Origin of the sequence: Hahella sp. CR1, assembly GCF_029813005.1 — a bacterium.
Classification (GTDB): Bacteria; Pseudomonadota; Gammaproteobacteria; order Pseudomonadales; family Oleiphilaceae; genus Hahella.
On the sequence record NZ_JAPELK010000003.1, the window covers coordinates 167,242 to 191,537 of the forward strand.

Genomic DNA, 24,296 nt, shown 5'->3' on the forward strand with positions numbered 1-24,296 from the left:
CTTATGCGCCCTGTCGTATTATCGTTTGACTTCACCGACGCGCCGGCTATCATTTTGTGGCGGGCCGCTGCGCGCCCTATTTGTTACAAACTCTCGTTTTCACAACGAGTTGCGCGGCCACCCCGTTATTCTTCAGAAGCCCCTCCACATTGGCAAGCAACTTATTACTATGGAAGTATCAAACGCCCTCTCGGCAGTGCGCCAAGCCGTAAAAGAAGCCACCCAAGGGCTGGTTGAGCGCGAAACGATCGTTGACCTCATTCTTCTTTCCGCCGTGGCGCGGGAGCACCTGCTGATAATCGGTCCTCCCGGCACCGCCAAGAGCGCCGCCGTACGCCGGATTTCCCAGGCGCTGGGAGGAAAATACTTTGAATATCTGCTGGGACGCTTCACCGAACCCAGTGAAATTTTCGGGCCTGTGGATATCCGCAAACTGTCCGAAGGCGTCGTGGAAACCGCCACTGACGGCATGTTGCCGGAAGCGGAAATTGCGTTCCTGGATGAGGTCTTCCTCGGATCGACGGCAATTCTAAACACCTTGCTTGGGGTTCTCAACGAGAGACGCTTCAAGCGTGGGCATACGCAAATAGATTGTCCGTTGCGTATCTGCGTGGCCGCCTCTAACCACTTACCGGAAGATGAAACGCTCGCTGCTTTCGCCGACCGTTTCCTGGTGCATTGTTTTGTGGAGCCCGTGGCGGATGCGCAGCTGGAAGAATTACTACGCCAGGGCTGGTGGGCGGCGACCCATCCTCCGGTCAAGAGTTGCGAAATAAAGCTGCTGGATACTCTGGCCGAACAGGCGCGACAGGCGGACATGTCCCTGGTTCAACCTTTGTTGGCGAAGTGCGTGCGCCTGTTGCGCAAGGAAGGCATTCAATTGTCTGACCGAAGAGTGGTGAAGGCGCAAGGTCTGATCAGCGCCGCCGCCACGCTGGCGGGTCGAAGCCAGCCCACTGAAGCGGACCTGTGGCCGTTATTGTACGCCGTCCCGACCCGGGAGAATCAGGAAAGCGCCCGTGAGATTCTTAGCGACGCCTTGCGCCATTGTGAAAATGACGCCCTGTCCGCCGCCGCGGAGGCCGCCGCCAACAGCCCAGCCGCTCGCGCCGCGCGATTGGCGGAGAAAGCGGAGACCTTGTTACAGGAAGAAGCCTCTCATGAACGCCGTAGTCGCCTGGAAGCGCTGGGGCGGGAAATCGACGCAGGCTTTGCGCCGGACGCCCTGCCCGAGCGCCTCTCCAATCTGCGCCTACGTCTGCAGGAAGCACTGACTCAGCATGAGGCGCCGCAGGGAGAATGATTGAGATCGAGTGGAGGCGAAGCGAGCAGCCAATGCAACCCGGCGGGTTGCTCGCGCGCGCAGAACACAGAGCCGACTGCCTGCGCGCGCTCCTGCAACTGGAGCCGGCGCGCCAGGCGGCGCTAATGGGTGTCGCCGCCGCGTCCTGCATCGTTATTCTTGGCGGCGAGACAGATCTACCCTGGATTCCAGGCGTTATTTATCTTGGTCGCACCCCATCCAGCCCTAACCTGTGGTGGCCGACTTACTTACAGCCGATGACGCCGCCGGACCTGTTACAACAGGCTGTGCGTCGTCACGCCGGTTCTGGCGATTTCGCCATTGATCTAGAGCACAAGACGTTGATTCCCCTGCGGGAAGCCCTGCCACTGGACCCGCACACTATTCAGGACGTACTGAAACGCCATGCGACTTAATAAAGGCGCCGAAAAATGGTCTGTTCTGCTGCAGTTGTTTCAGGATGATCTCGGAGACTACCTGAACACGACACAGCAAAAGCTGGCCACGCTGTTTGGCCCCGCGCGGCTGAGCGCACTATCGGGCGAGCGCGAGCCGGACGGCTACGCAGGCGTGTCCAGAGAGGCGGATTACCAACGCCTGCTGCTTAGTGAATGGACGGTCGCCAAGCGTTACCCCCATGAGTTCATGCGCAGAGCGGCGATGGGCGAGCATTTGTTTTTGGCGCAAGCGCAAAAGACATCCCGTAACGACCAAAGCACCATCCTGCTTTTTGACGCCGGCCCCATGCAATTGGGCGCGCCGCGACTTGCGCACCTAGCTCTGTTTATCCTTTTCCTGCGCCGGACGGCCCAGCAAAAACGCATTCTGCGCTGGGGGATGCTGCAGGACGACAAACTGCAATTGAGCGAGCAGGCGGACGAAAGCGCAGTCATGAAACTGCTGCGTTCGCGCTACCCGCAGCCAGTAACGATGGAACACATCTCCGCCTGGAAGCAGCGTTTACAAGATCAGGAGTATTCAGAATTGTGGCTGGTTGGCGTCCACACGCCAGCCTCCCTGCCCCATTCCCGATCTATCCTGATTGAGGAAAACATCGCAATTGGCGCCCCGGCGTCGCTTCAGGTCAGCCTGCCATACGCATCCGCCAGTTCCAGTAAACCACCCGGCGACCCACTTGCTTCCTCCAAAACGCTCACCCTCCCTCTGCCGGAACAAGACATCGGCCTGCGTCTGTTGCGCAACCCATTCAGCCGGAACAAAGCGACGCCTGAATCGACTCAGCAAGAGGCTATCACCGGGTTTGCGGCATTCAGTCAGAACGGTCGCAAACTGGCGTTTTTCCAGGGAACCAACAAAGTTGTCGCCATGTCTATTCCCAGCTCTTCCCGCGAAAATCCAGGAGGAGTGAAAACGCTGGCTTGGCCAAAGAGCCAACAGTTGCTGGCATTATCTCTCAGCAAAAAGCGTCTTAGCGCTATACTCGTCTCGGGACAAAAGTCCTATCTTCACCGTTTTCCTGGCTGCCAGGAAACTCTAGCCCGTCCCGGCGCCAAGAATATTTCGCCCCAGCCGTTGGGAAGACCGCCAAACCCCTTGTTTTTCACGCCCACCGCCAAGGAGCAGCGCCAACTTTGGGTGAAAGACGCCGAAGGACGGTTGCTGTATATGAACTGGGACACCGACGATGCGGAGTTTGAGCGTAAGGACGAAAACGTTCTACATCTCGGCGCCTATGGCAAACGTTTATTCCGAGCGGTCTGGCGCAAGCCGAACCTGGTCGTCTATGGCGCCATGAGTGGAGAAAGCGCCCCCCTGAAGGAGAAGCAATTTCCTACTGAACTGCAATCGGAACCCAGTGTTTTCTTCCATACTGGATCTCATGGCTCGGTACAGGGCGTTCCCGCCATGGCGTATCAATATGCTGAGAATACCTGGAAGATCTCGGCCGCCTCAGTGAACGAAACCATTGACATCGCCGCGACGGATGGGACCGTGGTCGGTATCGTCTCATTCGCGCCGGCAGCGGAAGAGCTGGGAGGGTATGTGCGTCAGTCCAGACCCAGCCTGATTGTGCTGGAGCCGTGCGGAACCAAAGTCACCGCACGCCAGGACGCCCACGTTTTTTTAGTCATGAAGAATACGCGCAAAATGTCGCATATGATGATCAATCCACACCTGCCCTATCTGCATTACATTGAAGACAACGGGGACTATGTCGTCTACGCCATCCTGAAACAGGAAGAACTTCTGCGCCTGCCCATTGACGCCGCATCAGAGGCTTTTTCTGACCCAGGCGGAGAGCGTTAATGAAAGCGAAAAAGCTGCTGCACCAAGGCGTTCTGGATTGCCAGGGCCTCTTGCTGGAACTCGGAAGCAATGACGCGAGTCTCGACAAACTGAAACGCCAGATTCTGAAAAACTGGATTCCGGGCTCCTTTCTTTATGAGCTTGACGAATGTTGGGCGCTGGTTTGGCCACGGCCACGAGAACTGGACTGCCAACAGATAAGCGGTTATGCGCTGGTGCGTTATGGCGACACACTGTCGACCACTCCCTTGCATGACGGCCAATTTGCGCCAGACGGGTCTTTACAGTGGTTGCTGCGGCAGCATGCCGGCGATTTGACCAGGCACTCTTTACACAAGGAGAAGCTGCGCGATCCGTCCGGGTTTATCGCCATTAACCGCTACCAGGTTCTGACGGTAGAGCCGCTGGGGGAAATCAGCCCGCCTGAGGCCGCCATCCAGCATGTCGACAGCAATGTCCGCCAGGTATTCAAAGAAGCCGGCTTAGAAGCGTCGCAAGCGCAACAGGAGACTCTTAACGCGCTAAAGCAGATGCAGTCTGGAGCAAACGCCGGCCCGACGCTTACCGGTTTGGTTCGCGCCGCGCTATCCGGGTTATTCAGACCGTCGGGAGAGAATGGTTCCGGGGTGGCGTCAGGTCAGAGGCGCAAGCCCAGCACGCCATGGTCGCGAATGCGCGATGCGGTGTCCATGTATCTCATGACCACCCGCATGGGCGCTCTCCTTGGCAGAAGACAGGCTCAGCATCTGCATAAGATGATGGAACTGTTTGAGCAAGGGTTACTGGAAGAGGCGTTAAAAAATGCGATACCACTGGGGGATATAAGAGACGCCTTCGATAGGAACACGGAACGCCCTGCTTTTGGCTCGCCCGACGCCCGCCAGGATCTCTCCCTGAGCACCCACCGACAAAGCAGCGGCGGCTCAATTTACGTGCAAGATGAGTCCATGAGCCTGCTGGAACGGACCTACGAGCAGGCGTTCAAACGGCTGGACGCCGCCGGCAAAATAGAAGAAGCGGCGTTCGTACTGGCGGATCTGTTGCGCAAATACGAGAGAGCGGTGGACTATCTGGAAAAGCACGGCAGGTTCAAACTGGCGGCGGAACTGGCGGAAGGACAACAACTTTTCCCCGCCCGGGTCGTGCGGCAATGGCTCCTAGCCGGGGATACGGCCCGGGCCATCGCCATCGTCAGACAGACTGAATGCTACAGAGCCGTCCTCGACCTGCTACATCGACACGCGCCGGAAGAAGCCGCCCGAATGCGCTGGGAATTCGCCAGCCAACAAGCCGCAGAAGGCGCCTTCCATGAGGCGGTGACGCTCGCCTGGCCGTTGGAGGATAAGCGCGACGAGGTGATTGAGTGGATCAACCGGGCTGTTTCCGAAGGTGGCGATAACGCAGCGAAACTATTGATCTATTACCTGAAGACAGGGCATCAAACGAACGCTCAAGCTTATCTACGGGAAGCGCAGCGAATACTTTCTGACGATCGAGCTGAATACGCCCATGTCCGCCGCGCCCTCATTCAGGAGTTAAGCGTCAGCAATGGCGCGGACGCCAAACAGGAAGGCGTACGGCTGGCGGCGAAAACAGCGGTTCGCGCCCTGCTCAAAGAGCTGAACACAGGGCATGCGAAGTACGATAAGCGTTCGCTGCAGCGACTTCTCGGCGTAGCGGCCGATCCATTACTGAGTCATGAGGTAAGCGCGCTCGCTCTGGGCGCGGCTCATCATGGAGCCGGAGAACCACTGCATGTTCGCGCCACGCCTCTGGAATACAGCCTTGCCAAAGGCGATGGCGCAGCCATCCTGGACATTTGCCCACTGCATAATGGCGGCCTTCTTGTCGCACGCGGCGACGCCGGCTTGTTTATGTATGACGCACGGGGCCACTGCGTTCATAGCTGGTCCGTCGGCGCACGCGCGCTGGTGGGTTCGGATCACGGCAATCGAGCGCTGGTGCTGGATCGCAATGAAAGCTTTATCAAAGCGCAATATTTTGATCTCGCCGGACGCAGCGTACGCCGTTGGCTGGAACTTAAAGCTGACCGCATCGCCACCAGCTTCGATGGCGGACAATGGATCGCCGCAGAAGGGACCAGCCTGTGGTCGCTGGATGTATTGAGTTCCCAGAGAAGTGCGTTATGGAGCATTTCCGACTTGCCAGGCCATGTCGTTGCGCTCAATCGAACGCCCCAGGCGCTGACAATGCTGGTGCAAAGCTCCGGGGACGCCTTCGAGTTGTGGCGCTATCGGTTACCGCACTTTTTCCTGCGCGCACGCGACCCGGTCAGCAAAACGATCATTCGTCAATGCCGCCCTCTGGCGATGGGCCCAGATGGCGTCATCGCCGGCCTTTTCACGGATCAGGGCGACAATGGAGCGGAGCATTTATCGCTCCTTGAGGGCGATCATCGTGGAGAACCATTAGCGCTGCCGCCAACGGATAAAATAGCCCATGCGCTGCTGCAGGATGACTGGCTGGCGGTGGAAACCCAGAGTCCCGGCGGTGGTCGCAAGTTTCGCCTGTATGCAAGACAAGGCCGACTTATCCGCCAGCTCTGCCTGTCCATTCATGTTGAGGGCTTTGCGCCAGTGAACATGAAGTTCTTCCCCAAACAGCTGGCCCTGTATAGCGATGACGGCAGAGTGATGGTGGTGGAACTTGACGAAGGCCGTCTGGTCAAGGACTGGAGCCTTTAAGGCTTAAACGCCAGGATTGTCTGGCGCAAAATATATTTTCTTACGCCACGGCTTCCGTCTTGCAGTTTTAAGTCCGCTCATCTACACCTAAAGAACTCTCCCCTTGTGGCCAGGACGTCCGCAATGAGCCTAAGGTTAAGGACCCTGCTCTCCCTCAGCTTCGCCGGGGTGGTCATCGCGACGACCGCCGTGGTGAGCGCTATTGTCGACTATGAAGCTTCTCACCGCCTGCAAAAAGAACTGGATCGCCAGTTTATCGGCGCCGCGTCGCAACTGGCCGAAGACCTGGATCGGGGAATTTACGCAAGGCTGCGGGATATCATCAATGTCTCCAGCCTTCCCACCATGCGCCATTTGCGGGAAGGCCAGGAGGAGGAACGCCGCAATATTCTGGAGGCGCTGAAAAGAACCCAGGAATATTACGCCTGGATCGGATTCACCGACGAAAACGGCGACGTATTGCAAGCCACCAATGGTTTGATGGAAGGGCTGAATGTCGCGAGCCAGTCCTGGTGGCTGGGTGGAGAAGCCGGTCCTTATGTGGGCGACATTCGCAGCCTGCGCCAGGACGCCATCAATAATCCCGGCTTCACGACCAAGCTTTCCAATTTCATTGAGATAGCCGCCCCAGTTCGCAACGGGCAAGGGTTGGTCATCGGCGTACTGGGCGCCTATGTGAGCTGGGATTGGGCCTCAGAGCAGGCGGCGAATGTCTTGCGTCACCAGAGCCAAAAGTTCGAGCTATTGGTTGTCTCCCAGCAAAACCGCGTCATCCTGGGGCCAGACTCCCTGCTCGCCCTGGACATCCATTTGCCGGATTCGCTTAGAGCCAACGCGATTGGGTTGATTCAATGGCCAGACAGCGAACGCTATCTCACAGGGTTCGCCGACACCAAAGGCTTTCGCAGTTTCAAAGGCCTGGGGTGGACCGTGGTGGCGCGTCAGCAGGCGGACACCGCGCTGGAGCCGATCCGCCAGCTACGCACGGTTATCTGGCGGTGGGGAGCGATCATCGCCGCGGCATTCGCCCTGGTCGGCTGGGGCATAGCCGAGCAAATCTCCCGTCCATTGAAATCTCTCGCGGCTTCCGCCCGTCAGATCAAAGACGGCGCGCGTCTGATCGCCTTTCGCATGCAGCAATCAGCGCCCCAGGAAATTCACCTTTTGAGCGATGCATTGGGCGACATGATGCAGCAGTTGAAGTCCAGGGAAACGGCATTGCAACGTCAATATGCGGAATTGGATATGCTTTATGAAGGCGCGCCTATTGGGATTGTCATTGTTGACCAGACCATGCACTGCCTGCGCATGAACGTGAAGCTCGCTGAGTGGAGCGGGCTGCAAAATACCGTTGTGCACGGACGCAGCGTCACCGAGCTTGCATCTGAACTTCTTAGGCAGTTTGAAACGCCGCTTTCACAAACACTGCTATCAGGAACTCCTTCCTACAACGCCGAGGCCGTTATCGGGGGCAAGGCGAATGAGGTAGAGAGACACTTCCTCGCCGCCTGCCTGCCTCTCTTCGAAGATGAACAGAGCGGCCCCGCTGGCGCCGCACTGCTTATTTCAGAGATGACCGCACAGCGTCAGGCGGAATATTTCGCCACTCATGACTCGCTGACAGGACTCGCCAATCGGCGCTTTCTGACCGCCTACTTGTTTCAGGAACTCGCCATGGCCCGTCGCCGCAAACGCAAGCTGGCGCTGCTCTATCTGGATCTGGACCGTTTCAAAGCGGTCAACGATACCTACGGCCATGACGCCGGCGACGCACTATTAAAAGAAGTCGCATTTCGCCTGAAAAGCATCTGTCGCGAGTCTGATCTGATTTCCCGCCTGGGCGGAGACGAATTCGTCATCGTCGCCCTTGACCACAAGAACCTCAACAACTCCGCCCGCCTCGCCAAAAGCGTCGTCATCAGCCTGTCGCGCCCGTATATCCTCGGCGGCGTCCATATCCACACCTCCCCCAGCATCGGCATCGCCATCTACCCGGACGACGCCGACGACGAAACCACCCTGCTCCGCTACGCCGACGAAGCCATGTACGAAGCCAAAAAATCCAGCCCCGGCCAATACCGTTACTACTCGCTGATCAAACCGGGATTACTGGAGGCTAAGGGTGGGTCGGATTCTGTGGCTTGAGTGGGGGAATTGTTAAGGCTGGTAATGATGCTGTAGCGCCAGGTTTTGCTAACCAAGCTTAAAAAACTCCCCAGCACTCTCCACCCCATACGCCGCCACACCATCAATAACACGCTCTTCAGCCAAATCAGCCAGCTGGTAAAACACGTTACGTCCAATTAACGCCTCCATTCCCGAGCGGATTAGAACGTAGGGGGATGGTTCTTCGGTGACAGGGTCAATATGTACTCTGATTGGGCGCTCTGCGGAAACCAAGACGCTTTCGTCCAGATTGGTTGTAAGCATGATGCAAGGCTGGTCTGCGTCGTTTTTATAACGCTCCATTGCCGTGATGACAAAAGGGGCGTCTTCCACTTCTATTCTGGCTTTTTCCACTGGCGTGACCAGAAAGTAATCACTCACTTCTTTCCTGAGGACGCTTGCGAATAGCTTGACCAAGGCTATGCGCTCAATGGGGTTGCCCTGGTAGAACCACTTACCGTCACGTTGAATTTTGATATCAACGCTAACCTCCACCGTAGGATTCCAGGACTCAACTGGAGGCCGCTTGACGCCGGAGATCGCAGCTAATTGCTCTGACAGTTCCGCGGCGGAACGTATCGGGGAATGTTGATCACTCAAAATTGAACTCCTGCTTGCATCCATATAACGCCCGTTAACACCGGAATATTACAGGCCACGCTGCCACTCCTGACGCAGGCGTATCTGCTCTGGATGATTAATAGCCATATCCACCTGTTGCAGCAACTTCTCTTTGTCTTTTCCGAGCACGCCTTTAAGCACTAGATAGTTGGAGGCATGGTCGCTGCGAAAGATGGTCTTGTTCAGTTCGGTAGCGGCGAGAAAGGTCCTGACTTCTCTGAACAACTCTTGTTGAGTCGGCATATCAAAGTCATCGAAGCTCGCCCGCAGCCGCGCTTCCCCCAGCGGAAAGGAAACGACTAACGTGGAGAGATAATCGGGCTGCGCTTCATTCACCAATCTGGCGCTGTTGAGAGCATGTTGCTCCGCATAACGACGTCCGCCCAAGCCATTTAATATCATTACCGAACTACGCAGCCCCGCCTGTTTTATTTTCAGTAAGGCGTCTACTGTGCTTTCCCGGGTTTCGCCTTTCATAACTTTGGCCAGGACCAAATCGTCGCCTGATTCCGCGCCGACGTATAACAAATCCAGGCCAAGCGCTTTTAATTCAGCCAGTTCCTCCACGCTCTTTTTCTTGATATTCCTTGGCAGACAGTAAGAAGACACTCGCTGCAAATCAGGAAAGTATTGATTCAGCCACTGTAGTATCTGCTTCAGACGACGGGTCGAAAGCACCATGGCGTCGCCGTCAGCAAGGAAAACTCTGCGTACATGAGGCGCAGTTTGGGCTACTTTGATAATTTCCTGGAATACGATATCTTCTTGCTTTGCTTTGAATTTTTTCTGCTCAGAAGTGTACATTTCGCAAAAGACACAATTATTCCAGGAACAACCGTTGGTGACCTGCAATATCAGCGATCCCGCCTCACTGGGGGGCCTGAAAACAGGTTCTACGTATTGAATCGGGATAGCCCCCATACTAGAGTCCTCACTTTAAAGACGCCCATTATAACGGAATAAACGTCGCCGCTACGGCGACAAAACGCGGATATTACCCATGCCTTTAGACAACGCCTCTTTTGACCGTCTGGTCGCCGATGAATTTCCTCTGGACGAGTCCATCACCTACCTCAACCACGCAGCAGTCGCCCCCTGGCCTTCGCGCGCCGTAGCCGCCATCGAAACCTTCGCCAGGGAAAACCTCAAGACTGGCGCCACCCACTATCCTGAGTGGCTTAAGAAAGAGCGTTCTTTGCGTTTGTTGCTCAAAGACTTGGTAAACGCCGAAAGCATCAACGAAATCGCTCTAGTCAAAAACACATCAGAAGCGCTGTCTTTCGTCGCATATGGCCTGGACTGGAAAGCGGGCGATGAAGTCGTGATTTCCGATCAAGAGTTCCCCTCCAATCGCATTGTATGGGAATCCCTGCAGGAAAAATTTGGCGTCCGCGTTGTGCAAGCCAAACTGATGCAAGCCGAAACGCCAGAACAGGCGGTACTAAACGCCCTTTCTGACAAGACGCGTCTCGTATCCATCAGTTCCGTGCAATACGGCACAGGTCTGAAGATGGAGCTGACCTCTCTGGGCACGGAGCTGAAGCGTAGAGACATCCTGTTCTGCGTAGACGCCATTCAAAGCCTGGGAGTTTGCCCCACCGATGTGCAGCGGGACAATATCGATTTCTTAATGGCGGACGGCCATAAGTGGATGTTAGGTCCGGAAGGACTTGGCGTTTTTTACGTTAACAAACAGCGCATTGAAAGCCTGCAACTTACTCAATATGGCTGGCACATGGTGAAAGACCGGGGCGACTACAGCAAAGACACCTGGGAACCTGCGCCCAACGCCACCCGCTTCGAGTGCGGCAGCCCTAACATGCTGGGAATTTTCGCCCTGGAAGCCAGTCTGGCGTTGCTGGCGGAAGTGGGTATTGAAGAAGTTTACGGAAAAATCAGCGCAAACGTCGTCACACTGAAAGCGCTGTTATCTGACATCGACGGCATCGAGTTCATTACGTCCAACGATGCAGATCGTTGCGCCGGCATCCTTACCTTTACTATCCAGGGACGCACTATGCCTGAGCTGCACCAGCAGCTGATGGATAAAAACGTTATTTGCGCATCCCGTGGCGGCGGCATTCGTTTCTCCCCTCATTTCTATACCAGGAAAAAAGATCTGGAAACCGCCGCTCGGGTGCTGAAAGAGTTGTTAACTCAATAAATTCGGCTTTTTTCCATCGCACATCCCAGCCCCCAGACCGGCATTTCGTATTCACGAATTTCGCTGGTCTGGAACCCTGTGGAAGGGAAAGTCCCGCCATGCTCCAGCAACGCAGCAAGCGCCGCCACCAGCGGCATATGAGTAACCAGAATCAGATTCTGACTCGCGAAAGACTCCAATGCCGCTAGGCACGCCCTGGGATCATCATCTGGAGTAGCCAACTCCATAACATGCACCGACGTGATTCGGGAAAGTACCTCTCCCACTATTTCAGCAGTCTGAGTAGCACGCACATAAGGGCTGTGTAATAGGGTCAACTCGCCGTCATGATGACTTGCCAGTCGCTCCGCGACTTCTCGCGTACGCGTGCGGCCATAGGCAGTCAACTCGCGCAGACTGTCCGAGGGCGCTCGCATTTCCGCTTCACCGTGACGCATAAGAAAACAGGTTCGCATGAAAGATTCCCTCAATTGGCTTCCGAGCGCGGCAATACAAACTCAACATCACTGTTTTGCTCCCGCAGCATAAGCTGGGAAACCACCTGTTTAATGGGGAAGTGCTCATAAATAATCTTATAAAGCCCCTCCACCAAAGGCATCTCCACACCCAGCTCCCTGGATTTGTCCCGCACCAGACGCGTGGTATTAACGCCCTCCGCCACTTCCCCCAGCGCCGCCACGGTATCCTCCAGCTTCTCGCCCTTACCCAGAGCGAACCCAACGCGATAGTTGCGACTGAGAGGCGAGCTACAGGTCACCACTAAGTCGCCTACGCCAGCCAACCCTAGGAAGGTCATCGGATTGGCGCCCATGAATACCGCAAAGCGGCTCATCTCCGCGAGACTGCGCGTAATCAGCATTGCCTTGGTGTTTTCGCCAAGCTCCAGCGCGGAGGCCAGTCCCGCGATGATCGCATATATGTTTTTCAATGCGCCGCCCAGCTCTACGCCATACATGTCCACATTGGCGTAAACACGAAAATAACGACAGCTCAGGACATCCTGCACCAGAGTCCTTACTGGCTCGCTGTTGCTGGCGACCACAGTGGCGGCCAGGCTTTCCTGCCCAATCTCCTTCGCCAGGTTGGGGCCACTGATTACGCCAATTTCCTGCTCGGTCAATTCTTCCCGCAGGATATCGCTCATCAGTTTGAAGCCTTTCTCATCAATTCCCTTGGTCGTACTCAGCCAGAATTGTCCGGGTTTAGCGTACTGCTTAGCATCCCGCACTACATCGCCGAAGGATTTGCTCGGCACGGACACCAAGACCAAGTCGCTGTTCGCCACCGCCTCTTCCATGTCAGACGTACAAATTAGATTTTCGTTCAGCTTTACTCCGGGAAGATATCGGGCGTTCTCCCCTGTCTTGCTCATTTCCGCAGCACGCTCTTGGTCTCGCATCCACAGAACCGTGGGGTAGCCGTTACCCGCCGCAATATTCGCCAGTGCAGTACCAAAGCTGCCGCCGCCGAGAACAGTGACTTTTTGTGATTTTTCCATAGAACTAACTGTGTTTAGGTTGTCATTTAACGCCAGTGTAAGCGTCCAAGTGGAAGTTTTCTAACACTTTTCAGATTTAGAAAACATATGCCACCGCCCTTTACGACATCACTCATCCCACCATAAAAAGATAGCGCACAGGCAGCATGATGAAAGCTCAGCTATAAATGCTTATACAAAAAAGATATGACAATCCGAGAAGAGATACTTTGGAAGGCCTTGACGAGACTAAGGGCGCTTATCAGCAACGCCCTCGCGTCAATATTTATAGGAATCAGTATGATACGGAGGATGCAGGCCCTTGATCACATTCCAGCGCCTGCACCAGATCTTTGAAGGCGGCTCGATTGCTCTCATTCAGCTCCATCAGAACTTTGTGCGCGGCGAGAACTTTCTCACGCACTTCCTGCTCTGAGGCCAGCAGAATCGGAATTTCCGAGAGGTGCTCAATGTCCGTGGCGGCTTTTTCAACAATAATGAACAGCTGATCAAACCCCATCGACAACACCAAGCGAGTAATATCCTCGTTGGTGGAGACGATAGTAGGTAGAATTTTGCGGTGCTTTTTGGCGAAAATCCCAATCTTTGCAAGGAGCCCGAGCGTCGTGCTATCGACAATACTCGTCTCTGTAAGATCAATGACCACCGTTATGAAAGACTGATCTTCTTTCATCTCGTCGATCAAATGGTCCAATGTGGAACACAAATTCAGTCGGATCTCTCCGATAAACTTCAGTACGTAAACACCCTGCTTTTCCGCCTGGAGTATTTTATACCCTGACATCAATTACACCGTCGTTTCCATAATAGACACGATTGCTATGTCATCGGGCAATTCGGTAATCCACCTCAACCCGAACGCTTTTTCCAGTTCAGGTATAGTGTGACGCGCCTCCTGCACGGTTTCAAGCAATGCTTGCTCCTTTTCTGCGAGTGATTTGGCATTAATCACCTCAAGCAGGCCATCAGAGCATATAACAAGGGAGAATCCCAGCGCCAGCGGCTCTTCGTACAAGGGGTAAACCGGATCATCAAATAAGCCAACGGGCGGGCCCTTGCCGTCCAGATAACGACTGACGCCGTTCACGGACATCACTGGCATGGGGAAATGAGCGCCCATGGAATAGCTCAACACCCGGGTTTGCAGATCGATGACGCCAGCGAACATCGTGAGATGCTTGCCAAGATCCGTATCCAATAACTCGGCATTGACCCGCTTCAAAAAGCGGTCTGGGTACAATATGTCATCGCTGGACTGGCGACGCAGATTACGCTGCAGTCGATTGCTCAAATTTTTAAGCAACACGGTCACGAAGGCGGACGAGGCGCCGTGACCGGAAACGTCCGCGAAATAGAATGCAATCTTATCGCCGCTTAAACGGAAATAATCAAAAAAGTCGCCACTGAGATATAGAGACGGCTTGATGCAATGATCAAACTGAATGCCGCCATATTCCACTTCCCGTTCAGGCAGCATTTTCATTTGCACATGACGACCTGCGCGCTGATCCGCCTGCAATTCCTCCAACCCTGCGCGCAGCTCTTTATTGGCCAGCTCAAGGTCATATCGATACTGCTGGTTTTCGCGATACACGCGCACTTGATCGATTTGTCGTTGAATGGCCTCGTCCAACACCGCGACATCCGCCACAGGCTTGACGATATAGTCAGATGCGCCGGAACGCAGAGCGCCCAAAATATCTTCCGCGCCAGCGCGTTTGCTGTGAATGACAATGGGAGGTCTGGGGTGAACGTCTTTTAGCAGCGAATACAACGACTTAATGTCGTCCGAAGTGAGGTCTCCAATGATGATGTCGGGAGTGACCTGCGCTTTGAGATCCGTAAAACACTTAACCGACGCGCAGTGCACCACATGGAACCCCCTGGACGTAAGGTGTTCCTTCATGTGACGGGATACATCCTCGTCGGAGTCGATTATGAGAAGAGCTTCCTCTAGATCAGCCATGGCTCATGCGCCACTTACTTATTAAGCTATTTTTATACACTGGGGTAGGTCGACAGCTGGCATAGTGAATATTATTGTAGCTCGTTACTTTGTTTTTAGCGGACAACCGCTCGACCTGCAAGATACATTTGCAACATAATGTCAAAAATTAGAATTATCATACTAATTGCCCCTATGAGATTTTATACGCATTTCTCTCTATCCAATTTCTTAATAATTCAGCATGGATAAGTTCTTATACGATCTTCTGGGCGTCAGAGATCGCCTCATAATGGACCCCGTACACGGCGCGATTACGTTATTTGAGCACGAAGTTCGCGTCATCGATCACCCGCTATTCCAACGTTTACGCCACATTTGTCAAAACGACATTCTTTCGTTGGTATTCCCAGGCGCCACCCACTCACGCTTCCTTCACAGCATCGGCGTCATGCATGTCGGACATAAAATGTTCCGAGGATTGATGGAGTCCTGCATGCGCAGGCACAGAATAACTCAAGCATCCTCTTCCCTGCCCTTGGCGTCGATTGATTTTTTCAATAAGCTGACGCGACTGGCGTGCCTGTTGCACGATTGCGGGCATAGTAGTTTCTCTCATCAGTTTTCGAAAGTCCCTAGTATCGCCGCCATGCTGGGAACCAGTGAACCGTTTCAACGTTTGTGGGCTCAGGCCAATATCAGCGATAAAGACATGACGGCCCTGTATCCGGCGCCCCCGGATAAGCTGGAGCATGAGCACTATTCCGTTCGCTGCGCGTGGGAAATCCTGCATTCTCAAAATGCCGAGAAATCGCCCTTTTCCGCCCTTGACGTCAGCGCGCTAATGGAAACAACTGCTGGCGCGGTGACGCCGGAGTTCGCCCGGCATGCGGAGTTAATCTGGCCGCTGCTCAGTGGCTCGACGGAAACACCCGAGCAGCCAGAGAGACATATTGTCCGCCTGCTGCGCCTGATTGTCTCCGGTGAAATTGACGCTGATCGTGCAGATTACATGCTGCGAGATGGATTCCACTCTTCAGTGACAATAGGCGGCTTCAACCTTGATCACTTGCTGAAGAACCTTCATGTAGGCTGGGACCCGGAGTCCAACTGGATGGGCCTCGCCATCACCCCGAAAGGTCTGGGCGCACTGGAAGATTTCGTCTACTCCCGCCATCAGATGTATCGCAAAGTTTATGGTCACAAAACTTCCATAGGCTTTGACTGGCTGTTGCGACAGGCGATGGAGGAAGTCATCGGTCAACCGGACGTGGGAGAGTATGTGAGATCCTGCCTCACTGATATCAATGAGTTCTGCTACTTAACGGATAACTACTTTTGGGAGCAATTCAGACTGCTCGCCAGAAAGCAGCCAAAAAGTTACTCGCAAATGATGATAAACCGAGTACGCCCCCATCATCTTCATACACAAGAGAGCACAGAAACCATTGATCAGGAATCTATCAAAATCATGCTGGCTGAACGCCATGATTTAAAGCCGGAGCAGGTCGTCTGCTGTGCGCTGAAAGCACGTTTTTCCAAAATCAAAGGGGCTTACGAAGATATCAAAGTCATGCAAAAGCCTTCAGATCCCGAACGCACGCGCCCTCAATATGTTCGCATTGGCGAAGTCAGCAACTTCTTCCATAAGTTTGAAGACGAAACCATCGCCCACTTCTACCGCAAGCCGTGAAGCATCGGGGAGGCGCTAACCTCCCCATGGAAAACAAGCCTGACAGGCTTCACTCAAATAGCGTTCCTCAACCCTAAATGGGAAGGATACGGTTGCAGATAGACCTGCTCAGCGAGAAATCCATCCTGCGTCGCAGAGCAGTAGTGTTTCAGCAGCGTCAATGGGGCCACCAATGGAATGACGCCATGGCGGTAATCCGTCAACACGGTGTCCCACTCCTGCTTCTGCCAGCCATTCATCGTCTTGCGCAACACTTTGGAAATATTGGTAAGCACATGAAAGTGATTCTTTCGTTGCGCTCGATGAGTCAGACAGCGCATCAAAACGGTTTCGTATTGTTTAAGCGCCCCTTCCATCGAGGCCGATCTGACTTGCGCGGCAATATTACCCAACAGAATTTGATCCTGTGGATGATGCGCCATCAGCAAATACTTATATCTGCGGTGGAATAGCTGCAGCTTCTCCGGTGAAGGAGAGGCCAGCACTTGATCTTTCCATTCGCGATAACAACAGACTCGCACCACGAAGTTTTCCAGTAACGCAGGCTCATTTAGCCGCCCTGCTTCCTCGATCGGCATATTGGGATGCGCCTGCATCACTTTCTCTGCAAATATTCCCGCCCTGGCGCCAATAACGGCGTCACTGCTTTCATTATATAGTTTCACTCTGAAGACTCCGCAGCTCGGCGACTTCTGCATAAAGACATAGCCATCCAAACGCGAAATTTTGTCTTCCAGCGATACCGCGTAAGAGGCCAACTTGTCTGTAACGTCCAGCTCCGCATCTTTCGAACCCACCGCTCGCACTTGTCCGTCCCGTTCTATCAGGCGAATCGGACGACGTGGGATGCCCATGCCAATGGCCACCTCTGGACAGAAAGCCTGAAAGTCGAACACATCTCGCAACCGGTCAGTCAGAAGAGAAGACTTCTTATGGCCGCCGTCAAATCTGACCTGCTCCCCCATTAAACATGCACTGACGCCAATTTGAGGACGTTTGCTGTTTTCCACTTTCAGCCTCCAAAGACCAATGAACGTATACGACTCAACCAGCGGGATAGAAGCTTCGCTCCTACATGCTTCGTTTATATACGTCTACCGCAAGGATTTGGTTCTTCATATAGACAACGTTGTTCGGTATATTGGCCCGCAACATGTCGAAACAATTCCCTTTTCCGGTAGGTACTTATCATGCGGATCGTCTCATTCAACGTAAACGGCGTACGTTCACGTCTTCATCAGCTGAAAGAACTTATCAGCCAATATCAGCCGGACATCATCGGTCTGCAGGAAACCAAAGTCATTGACGACCTGTTTCCGATTGAAGCCATCAACGAGATGGGCTACCAAGCGGAATATTACGGCCAGAAGGGCCACTACGGCGTCGCCCTGCTTAGCAAACAACCCGCATTGCGTTGCATTAAGGGGTTTGAAGGTGACGGCGAAGAGGCGCACAAACGCTGGATTGTGGGCGAGTACGCCGCGGGCGATCAAACTCTTGTCGTTTGCAATGGCTATTTCCCTCAGGGCGAGAGCAGAAACCACCCCGACAAATTCCCCAACAAGCAGCGATTTTACGCCGGAACGCTGGACTTCCTAAAACAACGCTCACCGGATCAGCCGATAGTTGTGATGGGCGATATGAACGTTTCGCATACGGATAACGACATTGGTATCGGCGAAGAGAATCGAAAACGCTGGCTCAGAACCGGAAAGTGTAGTTTCTTGCCTGAAGAACGTGAGTGGCTGAACCGTCTGCTGGACTGGGGCCTTGTTGACACATTCCGTCAGCATTTTCCTGACGTTAAAGACCGCTACAGCTGGTTCGACTACCGCAGTCGTGGATTCGAGGATGATCCCAAGCGCGGCCTCCGCATCGACCTGATTCTCGCCACGCAACCGCTGGCGGCCCGCTGCGTCGACGCCGGCGTATCCTACGAGATTCGGGGTATGGAGAAGGCCTCCGACCATTGTCCAATCTGGGCTGACTTTGACCTGGAGTGACACCCTCCGCCCCATGGACTTTGGGTAATAATTATCGATTTTCACTGCTCGGAATTGCCTTGCACACGCGAAAAGTGAATTATTATCGGGACTTGGAAACCACAGGATGCTAAGAAAGGTTGCATGAAAACAAGGGAGCGCATCATCCACATCAGCCTGGACCTGTTTAACCGGTTCGGCGAGCCCAACGTCACCACGCTGCAAATTGCGGACGAACTGGATATCAGCCCCGGCAACCTTTACTACCATTACAAGAACAAGACCGAAATCCTGCATGAGCTTTTCGCGCGCTTTGAGCAACAAATGCTGGAGTTATTGGATGTTCCCAATGTGGAGATAAGCATTGAAGATCAATGGCTGTTTCTACACCTGATCTTTGAAAGAATCGCCGAATACCGTTTCCTCTACAAAGACTTGGTCAACATCCTGCAACGCTACGAACGCATCCGCCCCCGCTTTAAAAAAATCCTTCATAAAAAGACGGATGCCTCCCTGACGATATGCTCCAGTCTTCGCGGTCAAGAGATTTTGATCGGCACCAACGAAGAACTGGAGGCGCTTTGCAACAATATTGTCCTGACCATTACTTATTGGCCAAGTTTTGACCTCATCCGCCACCCTGCGGATGCGCAGGATATCGACTTATCGCACGGGGTATATCAGGTGATGTCGCTGGTGGCGCCTTACCTGCGCGACGGAGAAAGGCAGGCGCTGATGACGATGAGCCGGGAGTATCTCACTTAGCGCCCGACAACAGGCTTAAAGAGTATTGCTTGCTCTATTCGCCGCTCATTTTCGACCTCTCAAGCTCGTCGATTTTCGCTTTCAATTCTTCGATTTCCCGACGTAGCGCCTCAAACTCTTTGTAGGTAGGCATGCCCAAACGGTGCAGTGCGCGCGAGACTCTCTGATCAAAGACCTGCTCCAGTTTATCCCAAGTGGTGTTGGCCTTGTCTTTCACCTCCTCCACCCGGTCTTCAACCGCCTTCAACTGCTTTTCAAACACGCCCCGGGTTTTCTTCTCCAACTCCTCTCCCTCCTGAACTAACTTCTCAAATACTTTGCCAGCGTCTTCTTCCGCCTTATTGTAGGCGCCCAATCCAGCCAGCCAGATTTGACGCGCTGAGTCCTTTATTTTTTGTGACACCTGCTTTGGGGAATTAGGGTTGTTGTCCTGATCTGTCATAGTCATGCACTCAATTCGCCGCCGATTCCATTTGCCAACCTGTTTTACCGTGTCCACGCGCCTATATTTTCTAAACGCCGCACGCCAAATAATGCGACATACTAACGCGCGCGAACGCCTTTATTAAATAGGCTAGCCGTGTTATCTAATTAAATAAACACAACTTCAAGGAGCGCTGTTTGCTAAAAGTCGATTACGAGCACCTCAGGCAAAGCCGCCAGGGAATATGGATCGCCCTCGATCTGTTCATGCTCTTTATGCTGATCATTAACCTGTCCCTGATCATTATTGACGCTCTATTCGATACAGCGGCGATGCAGTTCCTGACGCGCAACTACACCCCTTGGCTGCACGAGCCTCTAGTGTTGATGCATGAGAACTTTTTATTGGTGGACCTCGCTTTCGTCTCCCTGTTTATATCAGAGTTTATGCTGCGCTGGCTTGTCGCCATCAAAGAGAAAACATTCGAGCGCTGGTACTTCTTTCCCTTTCTGCACTGGTATGACCTGCTTGGCTGCATACCGTTGGGCTCCACCCGACTACTGCGTTTCCTGCGCGTGTTTTCCATTATTTATCGTCTGCATAAATATAAAATTATCGACGTCACCAGCACGCGTCTGTTCACGTTTTTCGCCTTTTACTACAACGTATTCCTCGAAGAACTTAGCGACCGGGTGGTGGTTAAGGTTATTTCCGGCATCCAGGAAGATCTGCGTCATGACTCCGAAATAGGACGGCGTATTGCGGAAAAAATCGTCGAACCCCGATTGCCTGTACTGGCGGAAACCTGGTCGCATATGGTGACCCAACTGTCCGGCAATATGCGCTCTAACCCGGATAATCCGCTCGTCGCCAAGCTGCGTCGCAGCCTCACCGACGCCATGCAGTCCCATGTCAATTTCAGGCGCGTCAACGCCATTCCTTTTATTGGCAGCAATATCACCGGCAGACTGGAGGACACCATCGCCGACATCGTAGTCAGCACCATCGCCAACCTGCTGGAAGATCTGGAGATTCCCGACAATATTGACGGCGTCAAAAGCAGTTTTGAACAACTTAACCTGCGTAGCGGCGGCGCCTTAATGCAGTTGGACGACCAAGTAATAGAACTCATTGTCGATATTCTTGAACTGTCCAAAGAACAGGTGGCGGTGCAAAGCTGGAAAAGAGAGCTGCGAGCCGCGCAAAATACAAGCCCGGAAGATAAAGGCGCTAAAGATATATAAGCCCGCTTTTTCATGCTATGCGGCCATATAAAGCCCATGCTATATATTTAGTATAAAGTGATGGGGACTATCACTGGCGACGTAATCAACACATAAAGGATTTTTACAGGTGGGCGCAAAGTAGAAAAATGGGCGCAGGCATAAAAACCGGAGTTTTCGATACGCTTGTTGACTGGTTGGTCAGAGAAAAACCAGCCGCTGAAATCCCTTTGAGCAATTTCGACCGCCTGCGCCATGAGATTCGTCCCTGCGACGTCATTCTGGTGGAAGGTCGCTCCCGAGTCAGCGAAGTCATTAAGGTCGTCACCCAAAGCCGCTGGTCTCACGCCGCCTTGTATATAGGCCGCCTGCATGAGGTTGAAAGCCCCTATACGCGCAAGCGGATTTCCGAATACTACGATGGCCAACCCAATATACAGCTTATAGTCGAAAGTGAGTTGGGCCGAGGCACCGTGGTGCGGCCGCTATCCAGTTACGACCGTGATCATGTCCGCATATGCCGCCCCAGAGAGCTGAATTATCAGGACGCGCAGAATGTTCTGAATTACGCGATCCGGCAACTGGGCGCCAACTACAACATCCGCCAGATCTTCGACCTGTTTCGCTTTCTACTGCCCTGGACCATCCTGCCCCGACGCTGGCGCTCCTCTCTGTTTCGTTCTCACCCCGGGTTGCCTACGGAAACTGTCTGCTCCACGATGATCGCGGAAGCCTTCAACTCTATTCAGTATCCCATTCTGCCTCTGGTCAAAAAAACCTCAGCGCAGGGCATCCAACTATTTCGCCGCAACCCGAAGCTGTGTACGCCCAGCGACTTTGACTACTCCCCCTACTTCGACATCATCAAGTATCCGTTTGTTGATTTTTCACACAGCAAGTCCCGCTACCGGTTATTGCCATGGAGCGGCAACGAGAAACTTTCTCCCGAGGAAAGCGACCTTTATATTGATGATCTGCCGGGTTATCACGACAAATTGGAATAATTGATCCATCTGCCTGCCTATATATCATTCATGAAAGGCAACTTATATTGTTATAAGAAAATATGATTAAAAAATAATCGTTTTCGATTTGTAAATATGTGTAAAAGATCAATACTTAAGATGACTGACTTGCTCAACCCTGCTGGTCAGTCATGTAGGAAGTCTTTCATGGATACTACTCACACCTCTAGCCCGAAGCCTCTCCCTGGGTTTCGGGTTTTTTTGATCTCGCTCACAAACTCATATAACGAAAGTATTTAGCGCCAAAATCAGAAGCTTATGATGCAGCTTCAGATTTCATCAATGCATCCTTATCGATATACTAGCGGCCCATAAGACATAAGAAAAACGCTGCAATGTCGCCAAGGATAAATGACATGAAATTACGCCCCCTTTTAAGAAGGATTTTTGTCTCAGAGGAACTGGAGCGCCAATATACAAACATCGCTAAACCTGTCGGAACTCTCGGATACGATCCCTGGGGCCTCAATGTAGACACGAATATTGTCGCAATGGCGCTGTTCAAACCCATCTTTGAGAAGTATTTCCGGGTTGAAACTCACGGTATTGAAAACATTCCTGCATCCGGGCCTGCGCTGATCGTCGCCAATCACAGCGGCCAGCTTCCTATTGATGGCGTTCTAATCGCCTACGCACTAGCCACTCGTAAAGACAGCCCCCGCATCCCTCGCGCCATGATTGAGCGCTTCTTCCCCACAGTCCCTTATATCGGCAACCTGCTCAACCAAATGGGCGCCGTACTGGGCGACCCGGTAAATTGCGCCAAGATGCTCGGACGGGAGGAAGCCATCATCGTTTTTCCTGAAGGCGTCCGCGGTTCCGGCAAACTATACCGGGACCGATATCAACTGAAACGTTTCGGCAACGGCTTCATGCACCTCGCCATGCAGCATAACGCCCCGATTATTCCGGTTGGCGTGGTTGGCTGTGAAGAGACTATTCCCGCCATCGCCAATATCGCTCCGCTGGCGAAGATGCTGGGCATTCCTTACGCCCCCATCGCCATTCCGTTTATCTTCCCAGCGAAGGTCATTTTAAATTTTGGCGAGCCGCTACATTTCGAGCCAGGAGAAATTACGGAAGACGAAGTGACCAAACGCGTGGATAAAGTAAAGACAGAGGTCAGCCGTCTGATCGACAAGGGACTGCATGAACGGAAAAGGGTATTTTAATGGCCGCGAGAAGAAAAAAGACCAAACCTGAGTTACTTGTTACCGGAGCGGCAGGCGCTCTCGCCCAACAAGTCATTGCGCGCCTGCGAGAAAAATACAAAGTCATCGCAGTGGATTTTCGTGAACAGGTGTATCTGGGCGACGATGTTCCCAGCTATCGAATCGACGTCAACAAGCGCGGGTTTGAGGACATATTCCGCAAGCACAACATCACCGGCGTTATTCACCTCGGCAGGATGATCGCCAGTGAAGAAAACAGGATGCGTCGCTATAACTCTAACGTGCTTGGCTCCCACCGTCTTTTGGACCTGTGCCACAAATATCACATCCACAAGGTGATTATTCTTTCCACCTACCATGTGTACGGAGCCAACGCCTACAATCCTGCGCTGATTGATGAAGGAGCCCCTCTCAAAGCCGCGGAATTGACCATGGATCTGATCGACTCAGTGGAGTTGGAGAACCTGGCCAACATTTATCTCTGGAAGTACCCGGATTTGAATATCACCGTGCTGCGCCCCTGCAACATTGTCGGCCCAGACGTCAGAAACACCATGTCTCTGCTGCTCTCAAGCAAGTATTGCCCAGTGCTGGCGGGCTTTTCCCCGATGATGCAGTTCATCCATATTGAAGACATGGCGGACGCGATTGTCGCTGTTATCAAAAGCCAGGATCATCGGGGTATCTATAATGTGGCGACAGAAGACTGGGTCGCCTATCAAGAAGCGCTGGACCGCTGCGACTGCGTAAAAATTCCAATTTGGTCCATTCCACCGATTGCGCCAAGACTGATCAGCAACATGCTGCAGCTTAAGTCGTTCCCTCCCTATTTGCTGAACTATTTCAAATATCCAGTGATCATCGACGGCCAACTATTCAGGTCGACTTTTGGGTTCACGCCTAAATATTCACTGGATGAAATCTTCAGCTATTACCGTAACTTAAAAGGATAACGCTGAGAGGCTTCGGTAGACCCATACTTGCCCTGTGCGGCATCTTCACGTATGTACTAGACTTTTTATTTAAGACGAACGCATAGGCGGAGAAGTCGACATGGGGCACTTCGATTTGATGGACTACGCACTGAAGCGGTATTACAACCCAGGCGCAGTCATTACAGATGAGGAAGCGAGCAGGCATCCGAGCCTGCGTCGAACGACAGGGCTGTATAAGTGGAAGAAGAAAATAGTGAGGAATGTCTGGTTAATTTCCGGGCTATTTATGTTGGCTAATCCATCCCTGCCGGTCGTCGTCGCCACAGCGATATTTACAGCCTTCATTTCCTTCAGCATACTTGACGAATCCATCTGATCTGACTTTGACATCTTTGACGGGCCTAGTA

At 53.1% G+C, this 24,296-nt stretch carries 22 protein-coding genes; 14 read left to right on the plus strand and 8 right to left on the minus strand.

Going from position 1 to position 24,296, the window contains the following annotated elements:
- Positions 1 to 169: 169 nt before the first annotated feature.
- From ONV78_RS08750 to ONV78_RS08770, 5 genes are all read left to right on the plus strand, one after another.
- Positions 170 to 1,303, plus strand: a complete 1,134-nt coding sequence (locus tag ONV78_RS08750) for an AAA family ATPase (protein WP_279502642.1) — start codon at positions 170 to 172, stop codon at positions 1,301 to 1,303.
- Positions 1,300 to 1,719 carry a hypothetical protein gene (locus tag ONV78_RS08755; protein ID WP_279502643.1) on the plus strand — a complete coding sequence of 140 codons (420 nt, stop codon included), beginning with the start codon at positions 1,300 to 1,302 and terminating at the stop codon, positions 1,717 to 1,719. The genes ONV78_RS08750 and ONV78_RS08755 overlap by 4 nt, the downstream gene beginning before the upstream one ends.
- Positions 1,709 to 3,571, plus strand: a complete 1,863-nt coding sequence (locus ONV78_RS08760; protein ID WP_279502644.1) for a hypothetical protein — start codon at positions 1,709 to 1,711, stop codon at positions 3,569 to 3,571. The genes ONV78_RS08755 and ONV78_RS08760 overlap by 11 nt, the downstream gene beginning before the upstream one ends.
- Positions 3,571 to 6,276, plus strand: coding sequence for a bpX6 domain-containing protein (locus ONV78_RS08765; protein ID WP_279502646.1), 2,706 nt, complete (start codon positions 3,571 to 3,573; stop codon positions 6,274 to 6,276). The genes ONV78_RS08760 and ONV78_RS08765 overlap by 1 nt, the downstream gene beginning before the upstream one ends.
- Positions 6,277 to 6,399: 123 nt before the next feature.
- Positions 6,400 to 8,421, plus strand: a complete 2,022-nt coding sequence (locus ONV78_RS08770; protein WP_279502648.1) for a diguanylate cyclase — start codon at positions 6,400 to 6,402, stop codon at positions 8,419 to 8,421.
- Between the two features lie 48 nt (positions 8,422 to 8,469).
- On the opposite strand, the gene ONV78_RS08775 is transcribed toward ONV78_RS08770, so the two are convergent.
- Together ONV78_RS08775 and ONV78_RS08780 are read right to left on the minus strand one after the other, a co-directional pair.
- Positions 8,470 to 9,042, minus strand: a complete 573-nt coding sequence (locus tag ONV78_RS08775) for a DUF1285 domain-containing protein (protein WP_279502650.1) — start codon at positions 9,040 to 9,042, stop codon at positions 8,470 to 8,472.
- Positions 9,043 to 9,090: 48 nt separating this feature from the next.
- Entirely contained in the window at positions 9,091 to 9,984 is an 894-nt protein-coding gene (locus tag ONV78_RS08780) for a radical SAM protein (protein WP_279502652.1), read from the minus strand.
- Between the two features lie 79 nt (positions 9,985 to 10,063).
- Here ONV78_RS08780 and ONV78_RS08785 point away from each other — a divergent pair, with 79 nt between their 5' ends.
- Positions 10,064 to 11,227 (plus strand): aminotransferase class V-fold PLP-dependent enzyme, encoded by a 1,164-nt coding sequence (locus ONV78_RS08785; protein WP_279502654.1) that lies wholly within the window; start codon positions 10,064 to 10,066, stop codon positions 11,225 to 11,227.
- Here ONV78_RS08785 and sixA read toward each other — a convergent pair.
- The 4 genes from sixA to ONV78_RS08805 form a co-directional block, all read right to left on the minus strand.
- Positions 11,221 to 11,682: a phosphohistidine phosphatase SixA gene (gene sixA, locus ONV78_RS08790; protein ID WP_279502655.1), complete on the minus strand. Its 462-nt coding sequence runs from the start codon at positions 11,680 to 11,682 to the stop codon at positions 11,221 to 11,223. The two genes, ONV78_RS08785 and sixA, sit on opposite strands and share 7 nt — an antisense overlap.
- 11 nt (positions 11,683 to 11,693) lie before the next feature.
- Complete coding sequence (locus tag ONV78_RS08795; RefSeq protein ID WP_216739184.1) at positions 11,694 to 12,725, minus strand: NAD(P)H-dependent glycerol-3-phosphate dehydrogenase; 1,032 nt, start codon at positions 12,723 to 12,725, stop codon at positions 11,694 to 11,696.
- 274 nt (positions 12,726 to 12,999) lie between these two features.
- Entirely contained in the window at positions 13,000 to 13,509 is a 510-nt protein-coding gene (locus tag ONV78_RS08800) for an STAS domain-containing protein (protein ID WP_216739185.1), read from the minus strand.
- Between the two features lie 3 nt (positions 13,510 to 13,512).
- Entirely contained in the window at positions 13,513 to 14,691 is a 1,179-nt protein-coding gene (locus ONV78_RS08805; RefSeq protein WP_279502657.1) for a SpoIIE family protein phosphatase, read from the minus strand.
- A gap of 223 nt (positions 14,692 to 14,914) precedes the next feature.
- Here ONV78_RS08805 and ONV78_RS08810 point away from each other — a divergent pair, with 223 nt between their 5' ends.
- The gene (locus tag ONV78_RS08810; protein WP_279502659.1) at positions 14,915 to 16,363 is read left to right on the plus strand and encodes an HD domain-containing protein; all 1,449 of its coding nucleotides are present in this window, start codon (positions 14,915 to 14,917) and stop codon (positions 16,361 to 16,363) included.
- Between the two features lie 53 nt (positions 16,364 to 16,416).
- Here ONV78_RS08810 and ONV78_RS08815 read toward each other — a convergent pair whose 3' ends face one another.
- On the minus strand, positions 16,417 to 17,373 hold the full coding sequence (locus tag ONV78_RS08815) for a DUF523 and DUF1722 domain-containing protein (RefSeq protein ID WP_279502660.1): 957 nt from the start codon (positions 17,371 to 17,373) through the stop codon (positions 16,417 to 16,419).
- A 180-nt stretch (positions 17,374 to 17,553) separates the two neighbouring features.
- Here ONV78_RS08815 and xthA point away from each other — a divergent pair, with 180 nt between their 5' ends.
- Together xthA and ONV78_RS08825 are read left to right on the plus strand one after the other, a co-directional pair.
- Positions 17,554 to 18,366 carry an exodeoxyribonuclease III gene (xthA, locus tag ONV78_RS08820; RefSeq protein ID WP_279502662.1) on the plus strand — a complete coding sequence of 271 codons (813 nt, stop codon included), beginning with the start codon at positions 17,554 to 17,556 and terminating at the stop codon, positions 18,364 to 18,366.
- 123 nt (positions 18,367 to 18,489) lie between these two features.
- Positions 18,490 to 19,110 carry a TetR/AcrR family transcriptional regulator gene (locus tag ONV78_RS08825; RefSeq protein WP_279502664.1) on the plus strand — a complete coding sequence of 207 codons (621 nt, stop codon included), beginning with the start codon at positions 18,490 to 18,492 and terminating at the stop codon, positions 19,108 to 19,110.
- A gap of 34 nt (positions 19,111 to 19,144) precedes the next feature.
- On the opposite strand, the gene ONV78_RS08830 is transcribed toward ONV78_RS08825, so the two are convergent.
- Positions 19,145 to 19,558 (minus strand): phasin family protein, encoded by a 414-nt coding sequence (locus tag ONV78_RS08830; RefSeq protein WP_279502666.1) that lies wholly within the window; start codon positions 19,556 to 19,558, stop codon positions 19,145 to 19,147.
- A gap of 173 nt (positions 19,559 to 19,731) precedes the next feature.
- Between ONV78_RS08830 and ONV78_RS08835 the strand changes: the two genes are divergently transcribed.
- From ONV78_RS08835 to ONV78_RS08855, 5 genes are all read left to right on the plus strand, one after another.
- On the plus strand, positions 19,732 to 20,778 hold the full coding sequence (locus tag ONV78_RS08835) for a hypothetical protein (RefSeq protein ID WP_279502668.1): 1,047 nt from the start codon (positions 19,732 to 19,734) through the stop codon (positions 20,776 to 20,778).
- 128 nt (positions 20,779 to 20,906) lie between these two features.
- A complete protein-coding gene (locus ONV78_RS08840) occupies positions 20,907 to 21,761 on the plus strand; it encodes a YiiX/YebB-like N1pC/P60 family cysteine hydrolase (protein WP_279502670.1) in 855 nt (284 codons plus the stop codon).
- 377 nt (positions 21,762 to 22,138) lie between these two features.
- Complete coding sequence (locus ONV78_RS08845) at positions 22,139 to 22,954, plus strand: lysophospholipid acyltransferase family protein (RefSeq protein WP_279502673.1); 816 nt, start codon at positions 22,139 to 22,141, stop codon at positions 22,952 to 22,954.
- Positions 22,954 to 23,907 carry an SDR family oxidoreductase gene (locus ONV78_RS08850; RefSeq protein WP_279502675.1) on the plus strand — a complete coding sequence of 318 codons (954 nt, stop codon included), beginning with the start codon at positions 22,954 to 22,956 and terminating at the stop codon, positions 23,905 to 23,907. Before ONV78_RS08845 ends, ONV78_RS08850 begins: the two co-directional genes overlap by 1 nt.
- Before the next feature lie 100 nt (positions 23,908 to 24,007).
- Entirely contained in the window at positions 24,008 to 24,265 is a 258-nt protein-coding gene (locus ONV78_RS08855) for a hypothetical protein (protein WP_279502677.1), read from the plus strand.
- The last annotated feature ends 31 nt before the right edge of the window (positions 24,266 to 24,296 follow it).

Bases quoted from the DNA above. Each gene is read 5' to 3' on its own strand.
- ONV78_RS08830 (WP_279502666.1), bottom strand. From the start codon at position 19,558: ATGACTATGACAGATCAGGACAACAACCCTAATTCCCCAAAGCAGGTG.
- ONV78_RS08840 (WP_279502670.1), top strand. From the start codon at position 20,907: ATGGGCGCAGGCATAAAAACCGGAGTTTTCGATACGCTTGTTGACTGG.
- ONV78_RS08795 (WP_216739184.1), bottom strand. From the start codon at position 12,725: ATGGAAAAATCACAAAAAGTCACTGTTCTCGGCGGCGGCAGCTTTGGT.
- ONV78_RS08785 (WP_279502654.1), top strand. From the start codon at position 10,064: ATGCCTTTAGACAACGCCTCTTTTGACCGTCTGGTCGCCGATGAATTT.
- ONV78_RS08845 (WP_279502673.1), top strand. From the start codon at position 22,139: ATGAAATTACGCCCCCTTTTAAGAAGGATTTTTGTCTCAGAGGAACTG.
- ONV78_RS08760 (WP_279502644.1), top strand. From the start codon at position 1,709: ATGCGACTTAATAAAGGCGCCGAAAAATGGTCTGTTCTGCTGCAGTTG.
- ONV78_RS08850 (WP_279502675.1), top strand. From the start codon at position 22,954: ATGGCCGCGAGAAGAAAAAAGACCAAACCTGAGTTACTTGTTACCGGA.
- ONV78_RS08755 (WP_279502643.1), top strand. From the start codon at position 1,300: ATGATTGAGATCGAGTGGAGGCGAAGCGAGCAGCCAATGCAACCCGGC.
- ONV78_RS08810 (WP_279502659.1), top strand. From the start codon at position 14,915: ATGGATAAGTTCTTATACGATCTTCTGGGCGTCAGAGATCGCCTCATA.
- sixA (WP_279502655.1), bottom strand. From the start codon at position 11,682: ATGCGAACCTGTTTTCTTATGCGTCACGGTGAAGCGGAAATGCGAGCG.
- ONV78_RS08800 (WP_216739185.1), bottom strand. From the start codon at position 13,509: ATGTCAGGGTATAAAATACTCCAGGCGGAAAAGCAGGGTGTTTACGTA.
- ONV78_RS08765 (WP_279502646.1), top strand. From the start codon at position 3,571: ATGAAAGCGAAAAAGCTGCTGCACCAAGGCGTTCTGGATTGCCAGGGC.
- ONV78_RS08770 (WP_279502648.1), top strand. From the start codon at position 6,400: ATGAGCCTAAGGTTAAGGACCCTGCTCTCCCTCAGCTTCGCCGGGGTG.
- ONV78_RS08780 (WP_279502652.1), bottom strand. From the start codon at position 9,984: ATGGGGGCTATCCCGATTCAATACGTAGAACCTGTTTTCAGGCCCCCC.
- ONV78_RS08855 (WP_279502677.1), top strand. From the start codon at position 24,008: ATGGGGCACTTCGATTTGATGGACTACGCACTGAAGCGGTATTACAAC.
- ONV78_RS08750 (WP_279502642.1), top strand. From the start codon at position 170: ATGGAAGTATCAAACGCCCTCTCGGCAGTGCGCCAAGCCGTAAAAGAA.
- xthA (WP_279502662.1), top strand. From the start codon at position 17,554: ATGCGGATCGTCTCATTCAACGTAAACGGCGTACGTTCACGTCTTCAT.
- ONV78_RS08825 (WP_279502664.1), top strand. From the start codon at position 18,490: ATGAAAACAAGGGAGCGCATCATCCACATCAGCCTGGACCTGTTTAAC.
- ONV78_RS08805 (WP_279502657.1), bottom strand. From the start codon at position 14,691: ATGGCTGATCTAGAGGAAGCTCTTCTCATAATCGACTCCGACGAGGAT.